General features: G+C 48.1%; 14 protein-coding genes. 10 read left to right on the top strand and 4 right to left on the bottom strand.

The window, feature by feature from the left end:
* The first annotated feature begins 8 nt into the window (after positions 1-8).
* From V7Q13_RS00545 to V7Q13_RS00520, 6 genes are all read left to right on the top strand, one after another.
* Positions 9-989 (top strand): magnesium transporter CorA family protein, encoded by a 981-nt coding sequence (locus V7Q13_RS00545; protein WP_333798733.1) that lies wholly within the window; start codon positions 9-11, stop codon positions 987-989.
* Positions 986-1,450: an NUDIX domain-containing protein gene (locus V7Q13_RS00540; protein WP_333798732.1), complete on the top strand. Its 465-nt coding sequence runs from the start codon at positions 986-988 to the stop codon at positions 1,448-1,450. The genes V7Q13_RS00545 and V7Q13_RS00540 overlap by 4 nt, the downstream gene beginning before the upstream one ends.
* Positions 1,451-1,570: 120 nt before the next feature.
* Positions 1,571-2,389 (top strand): serine O-acetyltransferase EpsC, encoded by an 819-nt coding sequence (epsC, locus tag V7Q13_RS00535; protein WP_333798731.1) that lies wholly within the window; start codon positions 1,571-1,573, stop codon positions 2,387-2,389.
* 176 nt (positions 2,390-2,565) lie between these two features.
* Positions 2,566-3,228 (top strand): phosphoribosylformylglycinamidine synthase subunit PurQ, encoded by a 663-nt coding sequence (purQ, locus tag V7Q13_RS00530; protein WP_333798730.1) that lies wholly within the window; start codon positions 2,566-2,568, stop codon positions 3,226-3,228.
* A 153-nt stretch (positions 3,229-3,381) separates the two neighbouring features.
* Entirely contained in the window at positions 3,382-3,834 is a 453-nt protein-coding gene (locus V7Q13_RS00525) for a protein-disulfide reductase DsbD domain-containing protein (RefSeq protein ID WP_333798729.1), read from the top strand.
* A 24-nt stretch (positions 3,835-3,858) separates the two neighbouring features.
* Complete coding sequence (locus V7Q13_RS00520; protein WP_333798728.1) at positions 3,859-5,823, top strand: protein-disulfide reductase DsbD family protein; 1,965 nt, start codon at positions 3,859-3,861, stop codon at positions 5,821-5,823.
* A 250-nt stretch (positions 5,824-6,073) separates the two neighbouring features.
* On the opposite strand, the gene V7Q13_RS00515 is transcribed toward V7Q13_RS00520, so the two are convergent.
* Positions 6,074-6,658, bottom strand: coding sequence for an RNA polymerase sigma factor (locus V7Q13_RS00515; RefSeq protein WP_333798727.1), 585 nt, complete (start codon positions 6,656-6,658; stop codon positions 6,074-6,076).
* A gap of 244 nt (positions 6,659-6,902) precedes the next feature.
* Here V7Q13_RS00515 and uvrA point away from each other — a divergent pair, with 244 nt between their 5' ends.
* Together uvrA and V7Q13_RS00505 are read left to right on the top strand one after the other, a co-directional pair.
* Positions 6,903-9,725: an excinuclease ABC subunit UvrA gene (gene uvrA, locus V7Q13_RS00510; RefSeq protein ID WP_333798726.1), complete on the top strand. Its 2,823-nt coding sequence runs from the start codon at positions 6,903-6,905 to the stop codon at positions 9,723-9,725.
* A gap of 52 nt (positions 9,726-9,777) precedes the next feature.
* Positions 9,778-10,833 (top strand): acyltransferase family protein, encoded by a 1,056-nt coding sequence (locus V7Q13_RS00505; RefSeq protein ID WP_333798725.1) that lies wholly within the window; start codon positions 9,778-9,780, stop codon positions 10,831-10,833.
* Positions 10,834-11,083: 250 nt separating this feature from the next.
* Here V7Q13_RS00505 and V7Q13_RS00500 read toward each other — a convergent pair whose 3' ends face one another.
* Positions 11,084-14,032: an alpha/beta hydrolase family protein gene (locus V7Q13_RS00500; protein WP_333798724.1), complete on the bottom strand. Its 2,949-nt coding sequence runs from the start codon at positions 14,030-14,032 to the stop codon at positions 11,084-11,086.
* Between the two features lie 156 nt (positions 14,033-14,188).
* Here V7Q13_RS00500 and V7Q13_RS00495 point away from each other — a divergent pair, with 156 nt between their 5' ends.
* The gene (locus V7Q13_RS00495; protein ID WP_333798723.1) at positions 14,189-15,016 is read left to right on the top strand and encodes an SMP-30/gluconolactonase/LRE family protein; all 828 of its coding nucleotides are present in this window, start codon (positions 14,189-14,191) and stop codon (positions 15,014-15,016) included.
* A 186-nt stretch (positions 15,017-15,202) separates the two neighbouring features.
* Positions 15,203-15,667, top strand: coding sequence for a hydrogenase maturation protease (locus tag V7Q13_RS00490; protein ID WP_333798722.1), 465 nt, complete (start codon positions 15,203-15,205; stop codon positions 15,665-15,667).
* Here the strand turns inward: V7Q13_RS00490 and V7Q13_RS00485 are convergent.
* Entirely contained in the window at positions 15,656-17,092 is a 1,437-nt protein-coding gene (locus V7Q13_RS00485) for a Ni/Fe hydrogenase subunit alpha (protein WP_333798721.1), read from the bottom strand. The genes V7Q13_RS00490 and V7Q13_RS00485 overlap by 12 nt on opposite strands.
* Positions 17,085-17,624, bottom strand: a complete 540-nt coding sequence (locus V7Q13_RS00480; protein ID WP_333798720.1) for a hypothetical protein — start codon at positions 17,622-17,624, stop codon at positions 17,085-17,087. Before V7Q13_RS00480 ends, V7Q13_RS00485 begins: the two co-directional genes overlap by 8 nt.
* Positions 17,625-17,639: the final 15 nt, after the last annotated feature.

Below are 17,639 nucleotides of genomic sequence, written 5' to 3'. Positions count from 1 at the left end.
GAAACTTCATGCAAGCCAATGGCAGAATGCCGCATCTTTGCCATCCAGTGATACAATACTTCAAAAATCAGGACCAACGCACCATTGAAATTCATGCCCCCGAGCCGGGTGCATGGGTAAATGTGCTACCGCCACTCAAACAGGAAGAATTCCAGCAACTGTCGGACAATCTGGAAATACCTCTCGACTTTTTGAGCGACTCCCTCGATATCGACGAAAGAAGCCGCTACGAAATAGACGACAACGTACGGTTGATTGTGATTAAAACCCCTGCGGAAAACAACTCGTTCAACGACAGCGATGCGTTTTACATCACCATTCCTATTTGTATTATTTTGACCCACAACCAAATTGTAACGGTCAACAGCTTTGAGAATGCAGCTATCAAAAAATTCTTCAACACCTTTCAAAACCGCAAGCCTGATAACAGGAAATTGATGGTGCTGAAAGTGTTTGAAAAAGTGGTGGTGAACTTCATGGATTTTCTGAAAGAAATCAACCACCGCCGTAATTTGCTGGAGCAAAAACTGTACGATAGCAACAGCAACGAAGACCTGCTGGAACTGGTGCGCATTCAAAAAAGTCTGGTGTATTTTGTAACAGCTTTGCGTAGCAACGAACTACTGATGATGAAACTGGAACGAACCAATTTCTTAAGCTTAAACGAAGAAGAACGAGACATTTTAAATGACCTGATTGTAGACAACAGTCAAGCCCTTGAAATGGCCAATATTTACACCAACATTTTGAGCAGTACGCTGGATGCTTTCGCCAGCATCATCAGCAATAACCAAAACGTGGTATTGAAGCGACTGACCTACGTAACCATTGCCCTGCAAATACCGGTATTAGTAGCCAGCATTTATGGTATGAACGTGCCGTTACCAGGCCAGGAGTCGCATTACGCATTTTACATACCTGTTTTATTATCAGTAAGCCTTGGCTTGTGGCTGGCTTGGTATTTTGTACGTAAAAAAACTTCCCGATGAGTGATTTCAGCATTCGTGTGTATGGCATTTTGATGGACCATAACAAACGGGTACTGGTAAGTGATGAATACATCCGTGGTATGCTCATTACCAAATTTCCCGGTGGCGGGTTGGAGTTTGGCGAAGGCACCCGAGACTGCCTGGCCCGTGAGTTTATGGAAGAGCTCAACCTGAAAGTGGAAGTGGGTAAACACCTTTACACAACCGATTTTTTTCAGATCAGTGCGTTCAATAATAAGTTTCAAATCATCAGCATTTACTACGAAGCATTTGCCTTAGCACCCATTACGGCTCCTCTGCGGGAAAAGCCATTTGATTTTGACGAACAGCAAATGGCCATTTACCAAAAGACCGGCGAAATTGAAACAGCCCGCTTTGTGCAATGGAATGAATTCAGCAGCGAACAACTCACCCTTCCCATCGATAAGATTGTGGCCGATATGGTGAAGCAGCAGTATTGAGCGGGTTGCGAAAAAGGTAATTCTCCCCGAGCTTCGGCTGGTTTAACAAAGCCCCAATCTTCATTGATTGGGTAGCCATTACTTTTGTTACCGCATGTATATGCATGCACATTTACCAACATGTCTACTTCATTTGCGCAGCAGTTGTTTCAAAAGCAAGCCGGTGTAGAGCCCGTTCCGTCCAATCATCGCATTGCCCAATGGGCCATGTCGCTGCTCTGTATTTTGTTTCCGGAAAAAGCCGAGTACCGCTACGAAACGCCTGATGCGATTGACCATCAACTGGCTGCATTGCAAGATGAATTGGTGAGCATTCTGAACGCCACCAAGGCCTGCCACAGCTGCAACAATCAGGAAATCGCCGAAGCCTTTTTTACACAACTCCCCGAAGTATATGCGTTGCTCAATACCGACATTAACGCCATTGTAGCCGGCGACCCCGCAGCCACCAACAGCTTTGAAGTAGTACGTGCTTACCCTGGTTTTCAGGCTATTAGTTTGTATCGTTTGGCGCATGCTTTGTATTCACTAAATGTGCCCCTCATTCCCCGCATTTTGACCGAGCAGGCACATGCACAAACAGGTATCGACATTCACCCCGGGGCCAGTATCGGCCATCATTTTTTTATAGACCACGGCACAGGCATTGTGATTGGTGAAACTACGAACATTGGCAATCATGTAAAGCTGTACCAAGGTGTAACGCTCGGAGCTTTAAGCGTAGACAAAAGCATGGCCAACAGTAAACGCCACCCAACAGTGGAAGACTATGCCGTGATATACTCCGGCGCTACCATCTTAGGTGGCGAAACCGTAATAGGACACCACAGCATTATTGGCGGTAACGTATGGCTCACCAAAAGTGTATCTCCATACAGTACCGTGTACCATAAGCCTGAGATAACGGTGGTAACAAATACGCATGAAGTGACGAGTTGATCTGCCCATCTATTCTGCCCCACATGTTTAATTTGCAAGTTATTGCTGCAACCGCCTTTGTTAAATCAGACATTTATCAATTGAACTTGCAAACTTGTGAACATGTGAACTTTCCAACTTACCAACCCTAAACCAGCAAACCTTTATCTTCGCGGCCTCAATCAAAATCACAATCCATGAAATTTGGTGTAGTTGTTTTCCCCGGCTCTAATTGCGACAGAGATATGCACGATGCACTGGCGTACGATTTGGGCCAGGAAGTAATCATGCTGTGGCACAAAGACAAAGACCTGAGCATGTTTACCACCGACGACTGCATTGTACTGCCCGGCGGTTTCAGCTACGGTGATTACCTGCGCTGTGGTGCCATTGCCCGCTTTAGCCCCATGATGCAAAGTGTGATTGAGTTTGCCAACAAAGGCGGCAAAGTGTTGGGAGTGTGCAACGGCTTTCAGATTTTGTGCGAAGCCGGCCTGCTGCCCGGCGTATTGCTCCGCAATGCCAATCAACAATTTATTTGTAAAAACGTGTACCTCAACGGTGCCAATACCAAGGGTCTGCAAATTCCAATTGCCCATGGTGAGGGCCGCTATTTTGCCGACGAGTCTACATTAGATAGCCTCGAAGCCAACCAGCAGGTCATTTATCGCTACGCGACTCCCGAAGGTGAAGTAAACGACGAGGCCAACCCTAATGGCGCCACCCGCAATATTGCCGGCATTTGCAACAGCAGCCGCAATGTATTTGGCATGATGCCTCACCCAGAACGTGCCTGCAGCAATGCTCTTGGCAATACCGACGGCGTTCAGGTGTTTCGTGAGCTGGGCCTTGTTTCTTAAATCGTTACCATCAGCCTGAGGCTGATTTGCCTAAACATTTTGCTAATTGGCGGGCCCTTGTGCTCTAAGTCGCCTTGTGCATGCAAGGGTTTGGTTATCATTGCATCCACAACCGCCATTCGTTGTTGCTATACCTATACTTAATTGAAGACCATGAAGCAATTCTTCTCTTTATTGACAGCCCTTTTGCTGAGCAGCATGGCCATGAGCCAGGTAAAAAATCCCGTTAAATGGAATTTTACAGCAAAAAAAATTGATGCCACTACCTACGAGCTGCACCTGACGGCCAGCATCGACCCGGGTTGGCATATTTATACCATCGACCACAGCGCCGATATTGGCGTAGCCACCAGCATTGTGCTCAAAAGCAACCCGCTGGCAACCCCGCAGGGTAAGGTAAAAGTGGTGGGCAAAGCCGTTTCGCTCCGCGACCCCAGCACTGCTGAAATGGTGAAGTTTTATGAAAAGACGGTTGATTTTGTGCAGGTGGTAAAACTGAAAAAGCCGCTGAAAACATCGTTTTCCGGCACAGTAGAATACATGGCTTGCGACGACAAACAGTGCCTGCCCCCTACGGAAAAGCCTTTCACCATTGCATTGCAATAATCTTCGGTAAGCACCTTGATGTTTATGAAAAAAACTTTGTTTGCCCTGCTGTTGTGGCTGGCCGTGCTGCCTGCATTGGCACAGCAGGAACCCGTTCGGTTTAGTAGTAGCGTACAACGCACCAGCGATACCAGTGCCGTGCTCATCATCAAAGCCTTGCTGAAAGATTCACTGGCGCTGTTTACCAGTCAGGCCGCCTCGGCAGACGACCCGCTTATCAGCAGCATAGTGCTCGATAGCAGCAGTGCTACCCTGCTGGCTTCCGGAGCTACCATTACTGAAAATGGCCAGCTGCAAACCCTTCCCGACGGCAGTGGCGGCAGCTACCGGGTGTACCAAGATTCAGTGGAATTTCACTTGCCCCTTCTGGTAAATACAGAAACCGGATCTGTATCTGGCAAACTGGTGTGGCTGGGCATAAAAGGCGATGAGTTTCCGAATGGTGAGTACTCTTTTACCGCTACTATTCCTGCCGGCAGCGATGCTGCTTCTACCGCAGCCACCGGCACAGAAGAAGAAAAATCCATGTGGCAAATTTTCCTCGAAGGCTTCCTGGCAGGTTTGGGTGCCTTCATCATGCCTTGTATTTACGCCATGGTGCCAGTAACAGTTAGTTTCTTTACCAAGCGGAGCAAAACCCGCAAGCAAGGCATTAAAAATGCGGCTGTGTACACCGGCTCCATCATTGGTATTTTCACCCTCATCGGGTTTCTCATTACGGTTGTTTTTGGCAAAGGTGCCCTCAACGAAATGGCCAGCTCCGCCTGGTTCAACGTGGGTGTGTTTGTGCTCTTCATGATATTCGGTATCTCCTTCCTGGGTGCTTTTGAAATAACATTGCCCGCCAGCTGGAGCAATAAAATCGACAGCAAAAGTGGACTCAACAGTTACAGCGGTATTTTCTTTTTGGCCCTCACGTTGGTGATTGTGTCGTTTAGCTGTACGGTGCCGTTTATTGGTGCCCTTACGGTGCTCATTGCCAAGGGTAGTTTTTGGGCGCCGCTGGTTGGTTTCTTTGCGTTTTCGCTGGCATTGTCGCTGCCGTTTGCTGTGTTTACCATCTTCCCCAGCTTGCTGAACAATATGGCCAAAAGCGGCGACTGGCTCAATACCATCAAAGTATCGCTAGGCTTTATTGAACTCGCATTGGCCCTCAAGTTTTTCAGCAGCGCCGACCTCGCTTACCACTGGGGCATCCTCGACCGCGAAGTGTACCTCAGCCTCTGGATTGTCATCTTTGGTTTGCTGGGTTTGTACCTGTTGGGCAAGCTCAAATTTCACCACGATAATGAGCTGCCGAAAAACGATTACGGTCAACCTTACCTCTCGGTTACCCGTTTGTTTTTTGCCATTGCTTCACTATCGTTTACTGTGTACATGATACCGGGTTTGTGGGGGGCACCACTCAATGGCATCAGTGCCTGGCTGCCCGAAATGAAAACGCAGGATTTTAAACTGGCAGCCGGCAATTTCAACAGCAGCAATACAGCTACGTTATCTACTGGTCCGCAGCCAAAAAAATACACCGATTTACTCGAATCGGAGATACCCGGCGTCAACAGCTTTTTTGATTACGATGAAGCACTGGCAGCAGCCAAATCACTCAACAAACCGTTGATGATAGACTTCACCGGACACAGCTGCGCCAACTGTCGCAAAATGGAACGGGAAGTGCTGAGCAACCCTGAAGTAATGCAACGGTTGCAAAATGATTTTGTGGTAGTGTCTTTGTATGTAGATGACAAGTTTCAATTGCCTGAAAATGAATGGACCACTTCCAAGCTGGATGGCAAAGTATTGAAACGCATGGGCGAAAAAAACCTCGACTTTGAAGTTGCCCTCACCAACAATAATGCACAGCCTTACTATGTGTTTGTTGATACAGAAGGTAAGCTACTCACTCCCGAAGGATATGGCTACAACCCAAGTATACCGGGCTTTTTGGCGCATCTGGACAAAGTGAAAAAACTTTTCACCGACAAAAAGTAACGATATAGAAAAACCCCGGACATTCCGGGGTTTTTAGTGCTATACAAAAACTGTAAGCCAATTTGGTTGTCACTCTGCAATAGCCGTCCGCTTTACTATGACAGGCGAATCGTTAAGCCTAAATGCTGCAGTTGGAACTGCAGAGCGACAAGTATGTCTGTCAATAACTAACTGCAAATTTTGTAATGCAATGTTACACCGAAATGATGTTTACAAAACCTCAAAATCGGGCACATTTTATCACCAATGTTTATAAAGAAATTTGCTTCTCCGTCATCAGTTTGCGCAGGTTGATGAGGCCATAACGCATTCTGCCCAAAGCAGTGTTGATACTACAGTTGGTAATCTCTGCAATTTCTTTAAAACTAAGGTTGCCGTAATGGCGCAATACAATTACTTCCTTTTGTTCTTCGGGCAATTGCTCCAGCATCCGTTGTACCCGGTCGTGGCTTTGGCGGCGCATCATGTTACTCTCAGCAGTTTCATCCGAAAAATGCAGCCAGTCAAAAACATCTTTGCCCTCGCCATTAATCATCGTGGGGCTACGCTTTACCCTGCGGAAATGATCGACACACAGGTTGTGGGCAATGCGCATGGCCCAACTGATGAATTTGCCTTCATCGTTGTAGCGGTTTTGGCGGATGGTGTCAATGATTTTGATGAACACATCCTGAAACAAATCCTCGGCGAGGTATTTGTCTTTTACCAGAAATAAAATAGAGGTGTACACCCTGTCTTTGTGCCGGCTGACAAGTTCTTCCAAAGCAAAACCATCGCCATTGTGATAGGCGTGTATCAGCTGCGAATCGGAACGATTAGCGTAAGAAAGCATCATTTCTCCCTTTAAGTGGTGAATAGAAAGTAGAGTAGAAATGATTGCGATAGGCAAATGCTTTTTGGTAAAGAATGAAAATAGTGCGTAACCCAGCCAGGTATTTTATTGGTGCTGCAAAAAATATGCTAAAACAAAAAAAACAGCCCGTCTGTTAGAATTATCTTCGAAGTTGCTAACCGGCCGGGGCGTTATTGTTTCGACACCGATTTGAGAGCAAGCTAAAGAATTTATACGCAAATACCGCATGAAAGTGTCACAAAAGGGAAAAAAGCCCGCTGAAACCGCCATCGAACCAGCAGATCATATTTTCATAAAAGGTGCCCGTACCCACAACCTGAAAAATGTGGATGTGGCCATCCCCCGCAACAAACTAGTGGTGGTAACCGGCGTTTCCGGGTCAGGCAAATCTTCCCTTACCATCGACACTCTTTTTGCCGAAGGCCAGCGCCGTTATGCTGAAAGCCTGAGTGCCTATGCCCGGCAGTTTATGCAGCGCATGAACAAGCCCGATGTGGATTACATCAAAGGCCTCTGCCCTGCCATTGCTATTGAGCAAAAAGTCATCACCCGTACGCCTCGCAGCACCGTGGGCAGCATGACGGAAATGTACGATTACCTCCGCCTGCTGTATGCCCGCATTGGCCACACCATTTCGCCAGTAAGCGGCCGCGAGGTGAAAAAAGATGATGTCACAGATGTCATCAACAGCATCAAAGCACTGCCCGAAGGCGATAAAGTATTGCTGCTGGTGGCGTTTAAAAAACATGCCAACCGCAACACCAAGGAAGAACTGAATATTTTACTGCAAAAGGGTTTTACACGGGTATATGTAAAAGACGAAACCCTGCGCATAGAAGACCTGCTGGAAGACGACACAGCAATTGCCGCTTTTGATAAAAAGATGACGGCCAAAACGCCCGGCTATGTGTTGGTGGACCGACTGGTGATTCGGGATTTTGATGAAGACGATTTGCACCGCATTTCCGACTCTGTGGATACGGCTTTTTACGAAGGGGAAGGCAGCTGCCAGCTGGAAATCAACAGCGGCAAAATGCTCTCGTTCAGCAACCGTTTTGAGCTGGATGACATGCAGTTTGAAGAACCCGTACCCAACCTGTTTTCATTCAACAATCCTTTTGGCGCCTGCCCTACCTGCGAGGGTTTTGGACAAGTGCTGGGCATTGACCCCGACCTGGTGATACCCGACAAACGCCTGAGTGTATACGAGGGTGCCATAGCCCCCTGGCGGGGCGAAAAACTGGGCGAATGGAACAAGGCGCTTATCCGGGCGGCCAAGGCATCAAATTTTCCCATCCACAAACCGGTGCATGATTTAACGCCTGCCGAATACAAACTGCTGTGGACGGGCAACGCCTATTTTGATGGCCTCAATGCTTTTTTTAAAGAAGTAGAACAGAACCTGTACAAAGTACAATACAGGGTACTGCTGAGCCGCTACCGTGGCCGCACCCAATGTCACGAATGTGATGGCTACCGGCTGCGCAAAGAAGCTTTGTATGTAAAAATTGGCGGCAAACACATTGGCGAACTTTGTGAAATGCCCATCCGTGATTTGCAGCAGTGGTTTGCACATCTCCGCCTGAGTGAATACGATGCTGAAGTGGGCAAACGCCTACTGATGGAGCTGGAAGTACGCCTGCAAACCATGATGGATGTAGGTCTTGGGTATCTTACCCTCAACCGCTTGGCTAACACGCTGAGCGGTGGTGAAAGCCAACGCATACAACTTACCCGTTCGCTGGGCAGCAACCTTACCAACTCGTTGTACATACTCGATGAACCATCCATTGGCCTGCACAGCCGCGATACCAAACGCCTGATACAGGTGCTGAAAAACCTGCGGGACTTGGGCAACACGGTGGTGGTGGTAGAGCACGATGAAATGATGATGCGGGAAGCCGATTACATCATTGACATGGGCCCACTGGCCAGCCACATGGGCGGCGAAGTGGTAGCCGCCGGCAACTATGCCGAACTCACAGCTAACCCCAAAAGCCTGACCGGCCAGTACCTGAATGGCGCTATGCAAATAACCGGCCCTGCCAAGCTGCACAAGTGGAAGAAAAGCATTACAGTAGAAGGTGCCCGGCAAAACAATCTGCGGAATATTGATGTCACTTTTCCGCTGGGCGTACTCACAGTGGTGAGTGGTGTAAGTGGCAGTGGCAAAACCACGTTGGTCAAACAAATTTTGTATCCCGCCCTGCAAAAAATAAAAGGTGAATACGGCGATAAAGTAGGAGCACATAAAAAAATAAGCGGCGATATCGATAGCATCACCGCTATTGAAATGGTGGATCAAAACCCCATCGGCAAAAGCAGCCGTAGCAACCCCGTTACTTATGTAAAAGCATGGGATGCCATCCGTGATTTGTACGCCGCACAACCGCTCAGTAAAATTCGCGGCTTTCAACCCAAGCATTTCAGCTTCAACGTAGATGGCGGCCGCTGCGATACCTGCAAAGGCGAAGGCGAACAAATTGTAGAAATGCAGTTTTTGGCCGATGTGCATTTGCAATGCGAAAGCTGCAAAGGCCAACGCTTTAAAGACGAAGTGCTGGAAGTAACCTATCTCGAAAAAAACATTTTCGATGTACTCGAAATGAGTGTGGATGAAGCCATTGCTTTTTTTGCCGATCAGAAAGCTATTTTAGCTGCCATTCAACCATTGAGTGATGTGGGTCTTGGCTATGTAAAACTGGGACAAAGTAGCGATACATTGAGTGGCGGCGAAGCACAGCGGGTAAAACTGGCCAGCTTTTTGGGCAAAGGAAAAAGTGCCGGTCATGTGCTCTTTATTTTTGATGAACCCACCACCGGCCTGCATTTTCACGACATTCAAAAACTGCTCAACTCTTTTCATGCACTCATAGCCCAAGGCCACAGCATTTTGGTAATTGAACACAATACCGATGTCATCAAACATGCTGATTGGGTGATAGACCTCGGCCCGGAAGCCGGTGATGGCGGTGGTACTTTGGTATTTGCCGGCCTGCCGCAAGACCTGAAGAAATGCAAGGATAGCCATATGGGTCGTTTTTTGTAAACAACAGGGTGCACAAGCATTTCCTGTAAGTTTGCCGCCATTTATGAGCAGCATGCGCTACATCAAACAGTTCGACGGTATTCGTTTCATCGCCATTGCATTGGTATTGCTGCAGCATTTTGCCTACTCCATTGGCAACCGTATGTCTGCCGGTTACTTTGGTGTAGAATTGTTTTTTGCGTTAAGCGGCTTTCTCATCACCCGCATCATTTACGACAGCCGCGGCAGCATTGGTAGCATATACAAAAAGTTCATCGGCCGCAGAGCCCTGCGCATTTTTCCGATTTACTATTTGGTGATTGGCATCCTGTATTTCACCGGCGACCCATGGGCCAACAAATACATTGTACCGCTCTCTACCTACACGTTCAACTATACCATTGCGGAGCAAGGACTCAAAGGCATGCCCTTCATACATGTATGGTCGTTGTGTGTAGAAGAACAGTTTTACATCATTTGGCCCTTTCTCATTTTGCTACTGCGCCAGCGTTTCAAATGGTTACTTGCGGCCTTAGGAAGCATCATTTTGTTGGGTTGGTTGCAAATGGTATTTCTCGTTTTTCCCATGCGTGAAGGCTACACCTATTTAGGTTTGTTTCCAAGGGCGTATGCATTGGCACTTGGCGGGTTAGCAGCCTTACTCTGCGAAAAAAATCCTGTACCGCATCGCTGGTTGCAACTCAAATGGCTGGAGCCTGTCAGCGTCATTGTGTTGATACTTTCGCTGACCATTCCGCACAGGTCGATGTATGTGATTGCACCTTGCATCGCTACGTTTTGGTTGGTAAAAATTTACTACCACAGGATTCAGTTTGCCATCATCGACCGCTTTTTACAACTGCGCTGGGTGATGTACCTGGGCCGCATTTCCTATGGTATTTATCTCTACCATATTCCAGTGTCAGTGTATTTCACCAAGTACATTTTCAATCCGTATATCTGGAGTAAAATCAACTTCAAAGCACTCGGCCCGCTGGCTGGTTTGCAGCATCAGGTATGGGTTGTGAAAATTGTGTTGTACACCGCCCTGGCCATTGGCGTGGCTCATCTGTCTTTCAAATTCATTGAGCAGCCACTGCTTAAAATGAAAGACAAGTGGTTTGCGTAAATGCTGTGTGACAACCGACCACTGACTACAGATTACTGATGGGTGCATCACATTTTTTTTACCTCTCCCTGCCTCTCCAAAGGAGAGGTGCCGTAGAGTAGTCTGCCATCTACGGACTCCGGACCTTCAACTCCCGACTATCTGATTTTCTGTCTCCGGTCTTCCACCAAATCCTTCTCTCCCGAGACAAGGACTATGTAAACAAAAAAGAGGGCAAACGCCCTCTTTTTTATATTAGGATACAACAACATTATTCCAATCCATAATCGCGGCCTTTCATGGTGGCAGGCACGCCTTCTGTGAGCCACTTGGCTGGCTTTTCGCCTTTCAAAAACCAGTCGAAGAACTGCTGCTCCCGAATCTGAATGTCTTTGCGGTTGCGGCGTTCCACCAGGTTGTGGGCTTCATTGTTATACTGCAGCAACCATACCGGCTGACCCAAACGACGCATGGCGGTAAACAGCTCAATACCCTGATACCAAGGCACGGCACCATCAGCATCGTTGTGCATTACCACCAACGGTGTTTTGTTTTTAGGCAAATGAAACAGCGGTGAATTTTTCAAATACAAATCTTGACGCTCCCACAAAGTAGCCCCAATGCGGCTCTGCGTTTTTTCGTATTGAAACTGACGGTTGAGGCCACTCTCCCAACGAATGCCACCATACGCACTGGTCATGTTGGCCACAGGCGCACCAGCCCATGCAGCAGCAAACAATTTAGTCATAGTAATCAGCTGCACGGTTTGATAACCACCCCAGCTTTGGCCTTGCAAACCCATCTTGGTGCTGTCTACATAACCCAGTTTTACCAGGTGGCGGGCACCACTCACAATGTAATCGTAAGCACTCTGTCCGGGCTCACCCTTGCGGTAATGAATATCTGGCGCCAGTACTACATAACCACGGCTCACAAAGAACGGAATGTTCAAGCGGCTGGGTGTAGGTGCAGGTGCAGTGTAGCTGTACAAACCATCACTCAATGTTTCGTAGAAATAGGCGATCATCGGATACTTCTTTTTGGGATCGAAGTTTTCCGGCTTGTACACAATGCCTTGCGTCATTTTGCCATCGTAAGCTTTCCATTCAATCAGCTCTGCTGTACCCCACAGGTACTGGCTTTGCTGCGGATTGGGCTGACAAAGCACAACGGCCTGCATGGGCTGACTCACGGCATCAGCCAGCGTAGCTACCCGAATGTCAGGTGTTTGCTGATAGTTCTCCGTACTGAAACTCAGCACATCAGCATCCTTCGCTTTTACAAAAGAAGCCAGACGGGTAGGCAATGTTTGCTGCGCCATTTTGTTCAGCACAAATGGCTTTCCGATAGCCTGCCATTTAATGGCAGCGGTTTTATCAGTATTGTTGAAAATGGTAAACAGATAAGGCTTGCCCGACTCTACGAAATTTTCTTCGCGGTTGAGGTTTTGCCAGCGTATGGTCCACTTGTAGCTGCGGCCAATACCACCGGTAATCATCTCTGGCGCTTTAGCAGCCATTGGGTCCAGTTTCCAGATATCGTATTTGTCGTATACATACAAAGCAGAACCATCTTTCTCCCAACTCAAAGCGCCATAAGGAGAAGGATCATCGGGCACATCGTTGTCTTCGTCATACAAGGCTACTTTAATGCCTTTGGAGGGCACAAATTCTTTGCCATCCTTCCATGTGTGGTATTGCTTGTCCCCATTTTCATACCACAGCAAAGTAGTACCATCCATGCTGGTGCCCATGGGCATGCCATCTACACCGGCTTTTACCAATTGCTTGCTTCCTGTAACGGGGTCTATCACATACATATCTCCTTTGCCACGGCCGGCCCACTGGCTGGCAATGCGGCTGGCTTTATCATCCACCGCCCAAAACCATTTGCCATCGCCGTTGCCACTTGGTCTAACGTCCTGCAATTGCTGATCGGCGAGTTGCACCACTTTTTTCAACCCTACATGATACACCGTGAGGTAACTTCTGTTGAGCTCACGGGTCAGGTTACGCAGTTGATAGGGCTGCAAATAATCATCTTTATAATGCCAGATATCGAGTTGTGCTTTTTCAAATTCGGGCACGGTGGTGTCTTTCGGTGGCATTACAGGAGCCACACCAAACATTAAACGTTCGCCACTTTTGCTAAAGCTGAGGTTGGCAAATTCACTCACCGTCCAGCCGTTGGTTTTTCCGGCAGTAGTACGGTCAGCTATCAGCATGGCACTATCGGTGCCATGGCGCCAGTACCACAGTTTGTAAAACTTCTGGATGGCTTTGGCGCTGCTGTCTCTTTCGGCTACAAAAGCCAACTGCAAACCCTCCTCATCCAGCGTCAGGTTTTTTACATCGTTGAAGGCGGTCATCACCGTATCCACTTTGGCAGCAGCAACATCTACAGATAACACATACGCATTACCCTTGCCCACTTTGGCCGTTTTAATCACCAGTTTATTGCCCATTTTATCGGTAGTAAAATCGAGGGCATTTTTCCATGTCAGTTTTTTGCCGGTGGCCAGCTCGTACCATACCAGCTCGGTGCCGGCATCGCCGCCACCCGCTGCAGCACCCGCAGGTTCATCTGCATCCAAGCCTTCAGCATTCAGCCCTAAGCCTTCAGCATCTTTCAAGTATTTCTGCTGCACTTTTTCCGGAAACTTTTGCAACAATGCCGTAAGGCTGTCCACCACTTTGCGCAGGCTATCGGCTTGCGGATTTTTGGGAACCACCGGCGCTTTTTTGGCCGTATCGGGCAAAGGTTTGTCCATGTGGTAAGCCATCCAGCCGCCAGCATCGCTGGGCATTTTGTACGCCTTCACCCGGGCTATTTTCAGCACATTGCTGCTACCCAGTTGTACTATACCCAAACTGTCTTTGGGCATATCATCGGGGCGCTTCTTTTTAATGCGGGCATCCCTCGTTTCCTGATAGGTAGGTTTAATTTTAAACACCGCATAGCGGCTGTCGGCACTCAGGCTCACCATGTAGCCGCGGGGCACTTCCAACCGCCAGCTGTTGGCCTTGTTGGCCAGTACCAAGCGGCCATCGCCTTCCTGCGGATTAACCGTAAAAGCCGTGTACTCACCATTGTTGCTGAGTACCCGCTCCTGAATGCTTTCCCAACCATCGTACACACTGTGGTCGAGTGGCTTTTTTTGTGCCGATAACTGGCCCGCTGCCAGGCTCATTGCCAGCAACATACATGCGTATTTTCTCATACAATTGTTTTGAAAAAAGAATGAACGTCTAAGTAAATCATTCAATGTGAGTTTAGACGCTCCATTGGCTTTTTTCTTTTGCCCAAGGCCAGGCCGGGCCAACAAAAAGTTATACGCAATAGTTGTAAGTTGCAGTTCATCCGCTCAATTGTTGATATGAAAAAAATACTCCTTCCCGTTTGCTCCATTTTCCTTTTTGCAACCGCACAAGCACAGCATGCCCTGCACAAAATGTGGCAAACCGACAGCACCTGGAAAGTGCCCGAATCTGTGCTTGTAGATACCAAAAACAATGTGCTCTACGTAAGTAATATTGATGGTGCTCCCGGGGGCAAAGACGGCAATGGTTCTATAGGCAAACTCGGCCGCGATGGCAAACCCATTGCCATAGAATGGGTAAAAGGCCTGAACGCACCCAAGGGCATGGGTCAGCATGGCAACCTGCTGTATGTAGCCGATATGAATGAAGTGGTGATCATCGATATCAAGCAAGGCGCCATTATCAAAAAGATACCTGTTGAAGGAGCAAATTTTCTCAACGACATCAGCGTTGGCCCCAAGGGCGAAGTGTATGTAAGCGATAGTCAGGAAAAGAAAGTGCACAAAATTGAAGGCGACAAAGTGAGCCTCTTTGCCGATGGTTTTACCCGCCCCAACGGAGTGCTGTGGCAGCCCGATGGCATTTTTGTACTTGACAATGGCGTGTTGTACAAACTCGATGCCAATGGCCAAAACCGCAGCAAAATTGCGGAAGGCCTCGAAGGCGGCAGCGATGGCGTGGAGAGAGTGGGCGGCAAAGATTTCATTGTGAGCTCTTGGGCCGGTGTCATCTACTATGTGCATGCCGATGGCAAAGTGGAAAAACTGCTCGACTACCGCAACGAAAAAATAAACACCGCCGACATTGGCTACGATGACAGCAAACGCATCGTGTATGCCCCAACCTTTTACAAAAACAGCGTTATCGCATTTCATTTGCAATAAATAACGTACAGCTATTGCTGCCAGCAGCCATCTGTACAGCACAGGTGGCTGTTGTGTTTTTGGGGCTGTCAACAAAAGAACATGATTCAGCTGTAGTTCGGGCTGCTACGGGCTACGCCTCTACTGCGTCGAGGTGCCCCTTCGCATCCCGCAGCCCATCAACCACTGTATCTTTACCCGGCAAACATGAATACTCCGCTCCGCATATTATGCATTGGCATTGGCAACATCCTTCGTGGCGATGATGCTGTGGGCCATTGGCTGGCAGACAAAATTGCCGCTGATGCACATCCGTTTGTAACCGTACAAACCATGCATCAGTTACACATTGAGGTACTAGAACAATTGCAGCAATACAAACACGTGATGGTGATAGATGCTGCCATACAAAATGAACCGGCACTGCTCTCCGCTATCGCTCCACAAGACACCCCTGCACATGCCGAATCGCATCAGGCAGATGTGGTGACGCTGATGCAGCTGCATCGTAATTTGTATCAGCAACCGATTGATTGGTTTACGCTGCGCATAGCCGCACAGCAGTTTGAGATGGGAACAGCCATCAGCCCCGCCTGCATAGAACATGCACAAGCGGCCTATGCCCTTTGGCAGCAGTGGCTACAACAAATCCTCAACGAATCAACGCTGTAAAGACAGCAGCACTTCGCCGCCGGCATTCACGATGTCAATTTGCATCGGCATTTTGCCCATGGCATGAGTGGAGCAACTCAGACATGGGTCATAGCAACGAATGGCACTTTCCACTCTGTTCAGCATGCCTTCTGCTACATCAGCGCCATGCACATATTGGCGGGCCACATCCGTAATGGAGCGGTTCATGGAGGGATTGTTTTGCCCCGTGGCTATCAGCAGATTGACCATCGTTAGCTTGCCGCTGTCATCTGTTTCGTAATGATGGAACAAAGTACCTCTCGGAGCTTCTGAAGCACCAATACCAATTGCGTTATTCCACCTGCCCAATGTTTGCAAATGCGTACCTGTTACTTCGGGGTCTTGCAAATACATGGCGGCTTCTTCTACTCCTGCCAGTGTTTCAATCAAACGGGCGTAGTGGTAAAAGAAAGTTCCATGCACAGGCTGTCCATTGCCCAAGGCCCTGAACTGTAAAAATTCTGCCTGAGCCAACGGTGTTTTCATCCTGTCGGCTACATTCAATCTGGCCAACGGCCCTACTCTGTAAATGCCTTTTTCGATACCCAACGGTTTGTAATACGGATACTTGAGGTACGACCATTCCACCGCTCTTTCAGCAATAAATTCCAGATACCTTGTAAGCGATAACTGGTCTTGCAACACATTGCCTTCTGCATCTACAAAACGCAGCAATCCATCATACAATTCATGCTCGCCATGCGGGCCAACTGTACCTAGGTACATGGTAGGCGACGTAGCAAAACTGTTGATCATGTCGGCATTGGCAGCATGAAATTCTTTGATAATGCGAATGCCTGTCTGCACTGCATCCAACGCTTCGGGTATCCACTGCATCAATGCCTGTTGGTTATCTATTGTGAGCGGATAGCTCATACCACCGGGCACAATGCCCATCGCATGAATTTTTTTACCCGTAATGCGTTCGCTGATTTCCTGCCCAAACTTGCGGAGGCGAATACCTTTCAACGCCACATCCGGAAATTTTTCAGCCAGGCCAATGATATTTCTGCTGGCCGGATCGCTATCGTAGCCCAATAAAAAATCGGGAGATGACAAATGAAAAAACGACAAAGCATGCGAAGAAATGTTTTGCCCGATGTGCATGAGCCGGCGTAACAGATTGGCTGTGTACGTAGGCTGAATGCCCTGTATCATTTCGCAGGCTTTTACACTGGCAATGGTATGACTCACCGGACAAATGCCACAAATGCGGGGCGTAATGGTGGGCATTTCTGTATACATTCTGCCCTCGCAAAATTTTTCAAAACCCCGAAACTCATTCACATGAAACTGCGCCTGATCTACTTCGCCATTGTCTTTGAGTGCAATGGTAATTTTGGCATGGCCTTCGATGCGGGTGACCGGCGAGATGAGTATTTTTTTAGCTGCAGGCTTATCCATATTTCAATTTTTGAGCGGTACTTAAATCGGGCATGCGATCGTTCAACAATTCGTATAGCACATAAAAAATGGTATCGGCGCTGGGCGGACAACCCGGCACAACTACATCTACCGTTACTACCGATTGCAGGGGCAACACTTTACCATGCAGTTTCAACAAGGCCGCATGATTGGGCCACATTCCTTCACCATCATTGCTGGGCGAATGCGTGTAAGCAGCAGCCATCACCTCTTGCAGCGGAAAGTAGTTGCGCATACCGGTGATGTTGGTCATCACGGCACAATCGCCCAAGGCCACCAACACTTTGGCCTGCTTGCGGATGTGTAATATTTCTTCGTAGTGTTCATCGCTGGTTACCGACCCTTCTACCAAGGCAATGTCTACTTCAGGAAAAGGCTTTCCATCTACAATGGGACACTTTACAATGTCGGCGAGTTTGGCAACTTCCAAAATGCGTTCGTCTATATCCAGCAGCGACATGTGGCAACCCGAACAGCCGCCCAACCATACAGTGGCTAATTTCTTTTTCATTGGCTCCAGTTTTTG

It is taken from the genome of Phnomibacter sp. (assembly GCF_036803085.1).
Taxonomy (GTDB): Bacteria; Bacteroidota; Bacteroidia; order Chitinophagales; family Chitinophagaceae; genus Phnomibacter.
This window is presented reverse-complemented; position numbering and strand designations above follow the sequence as displayed.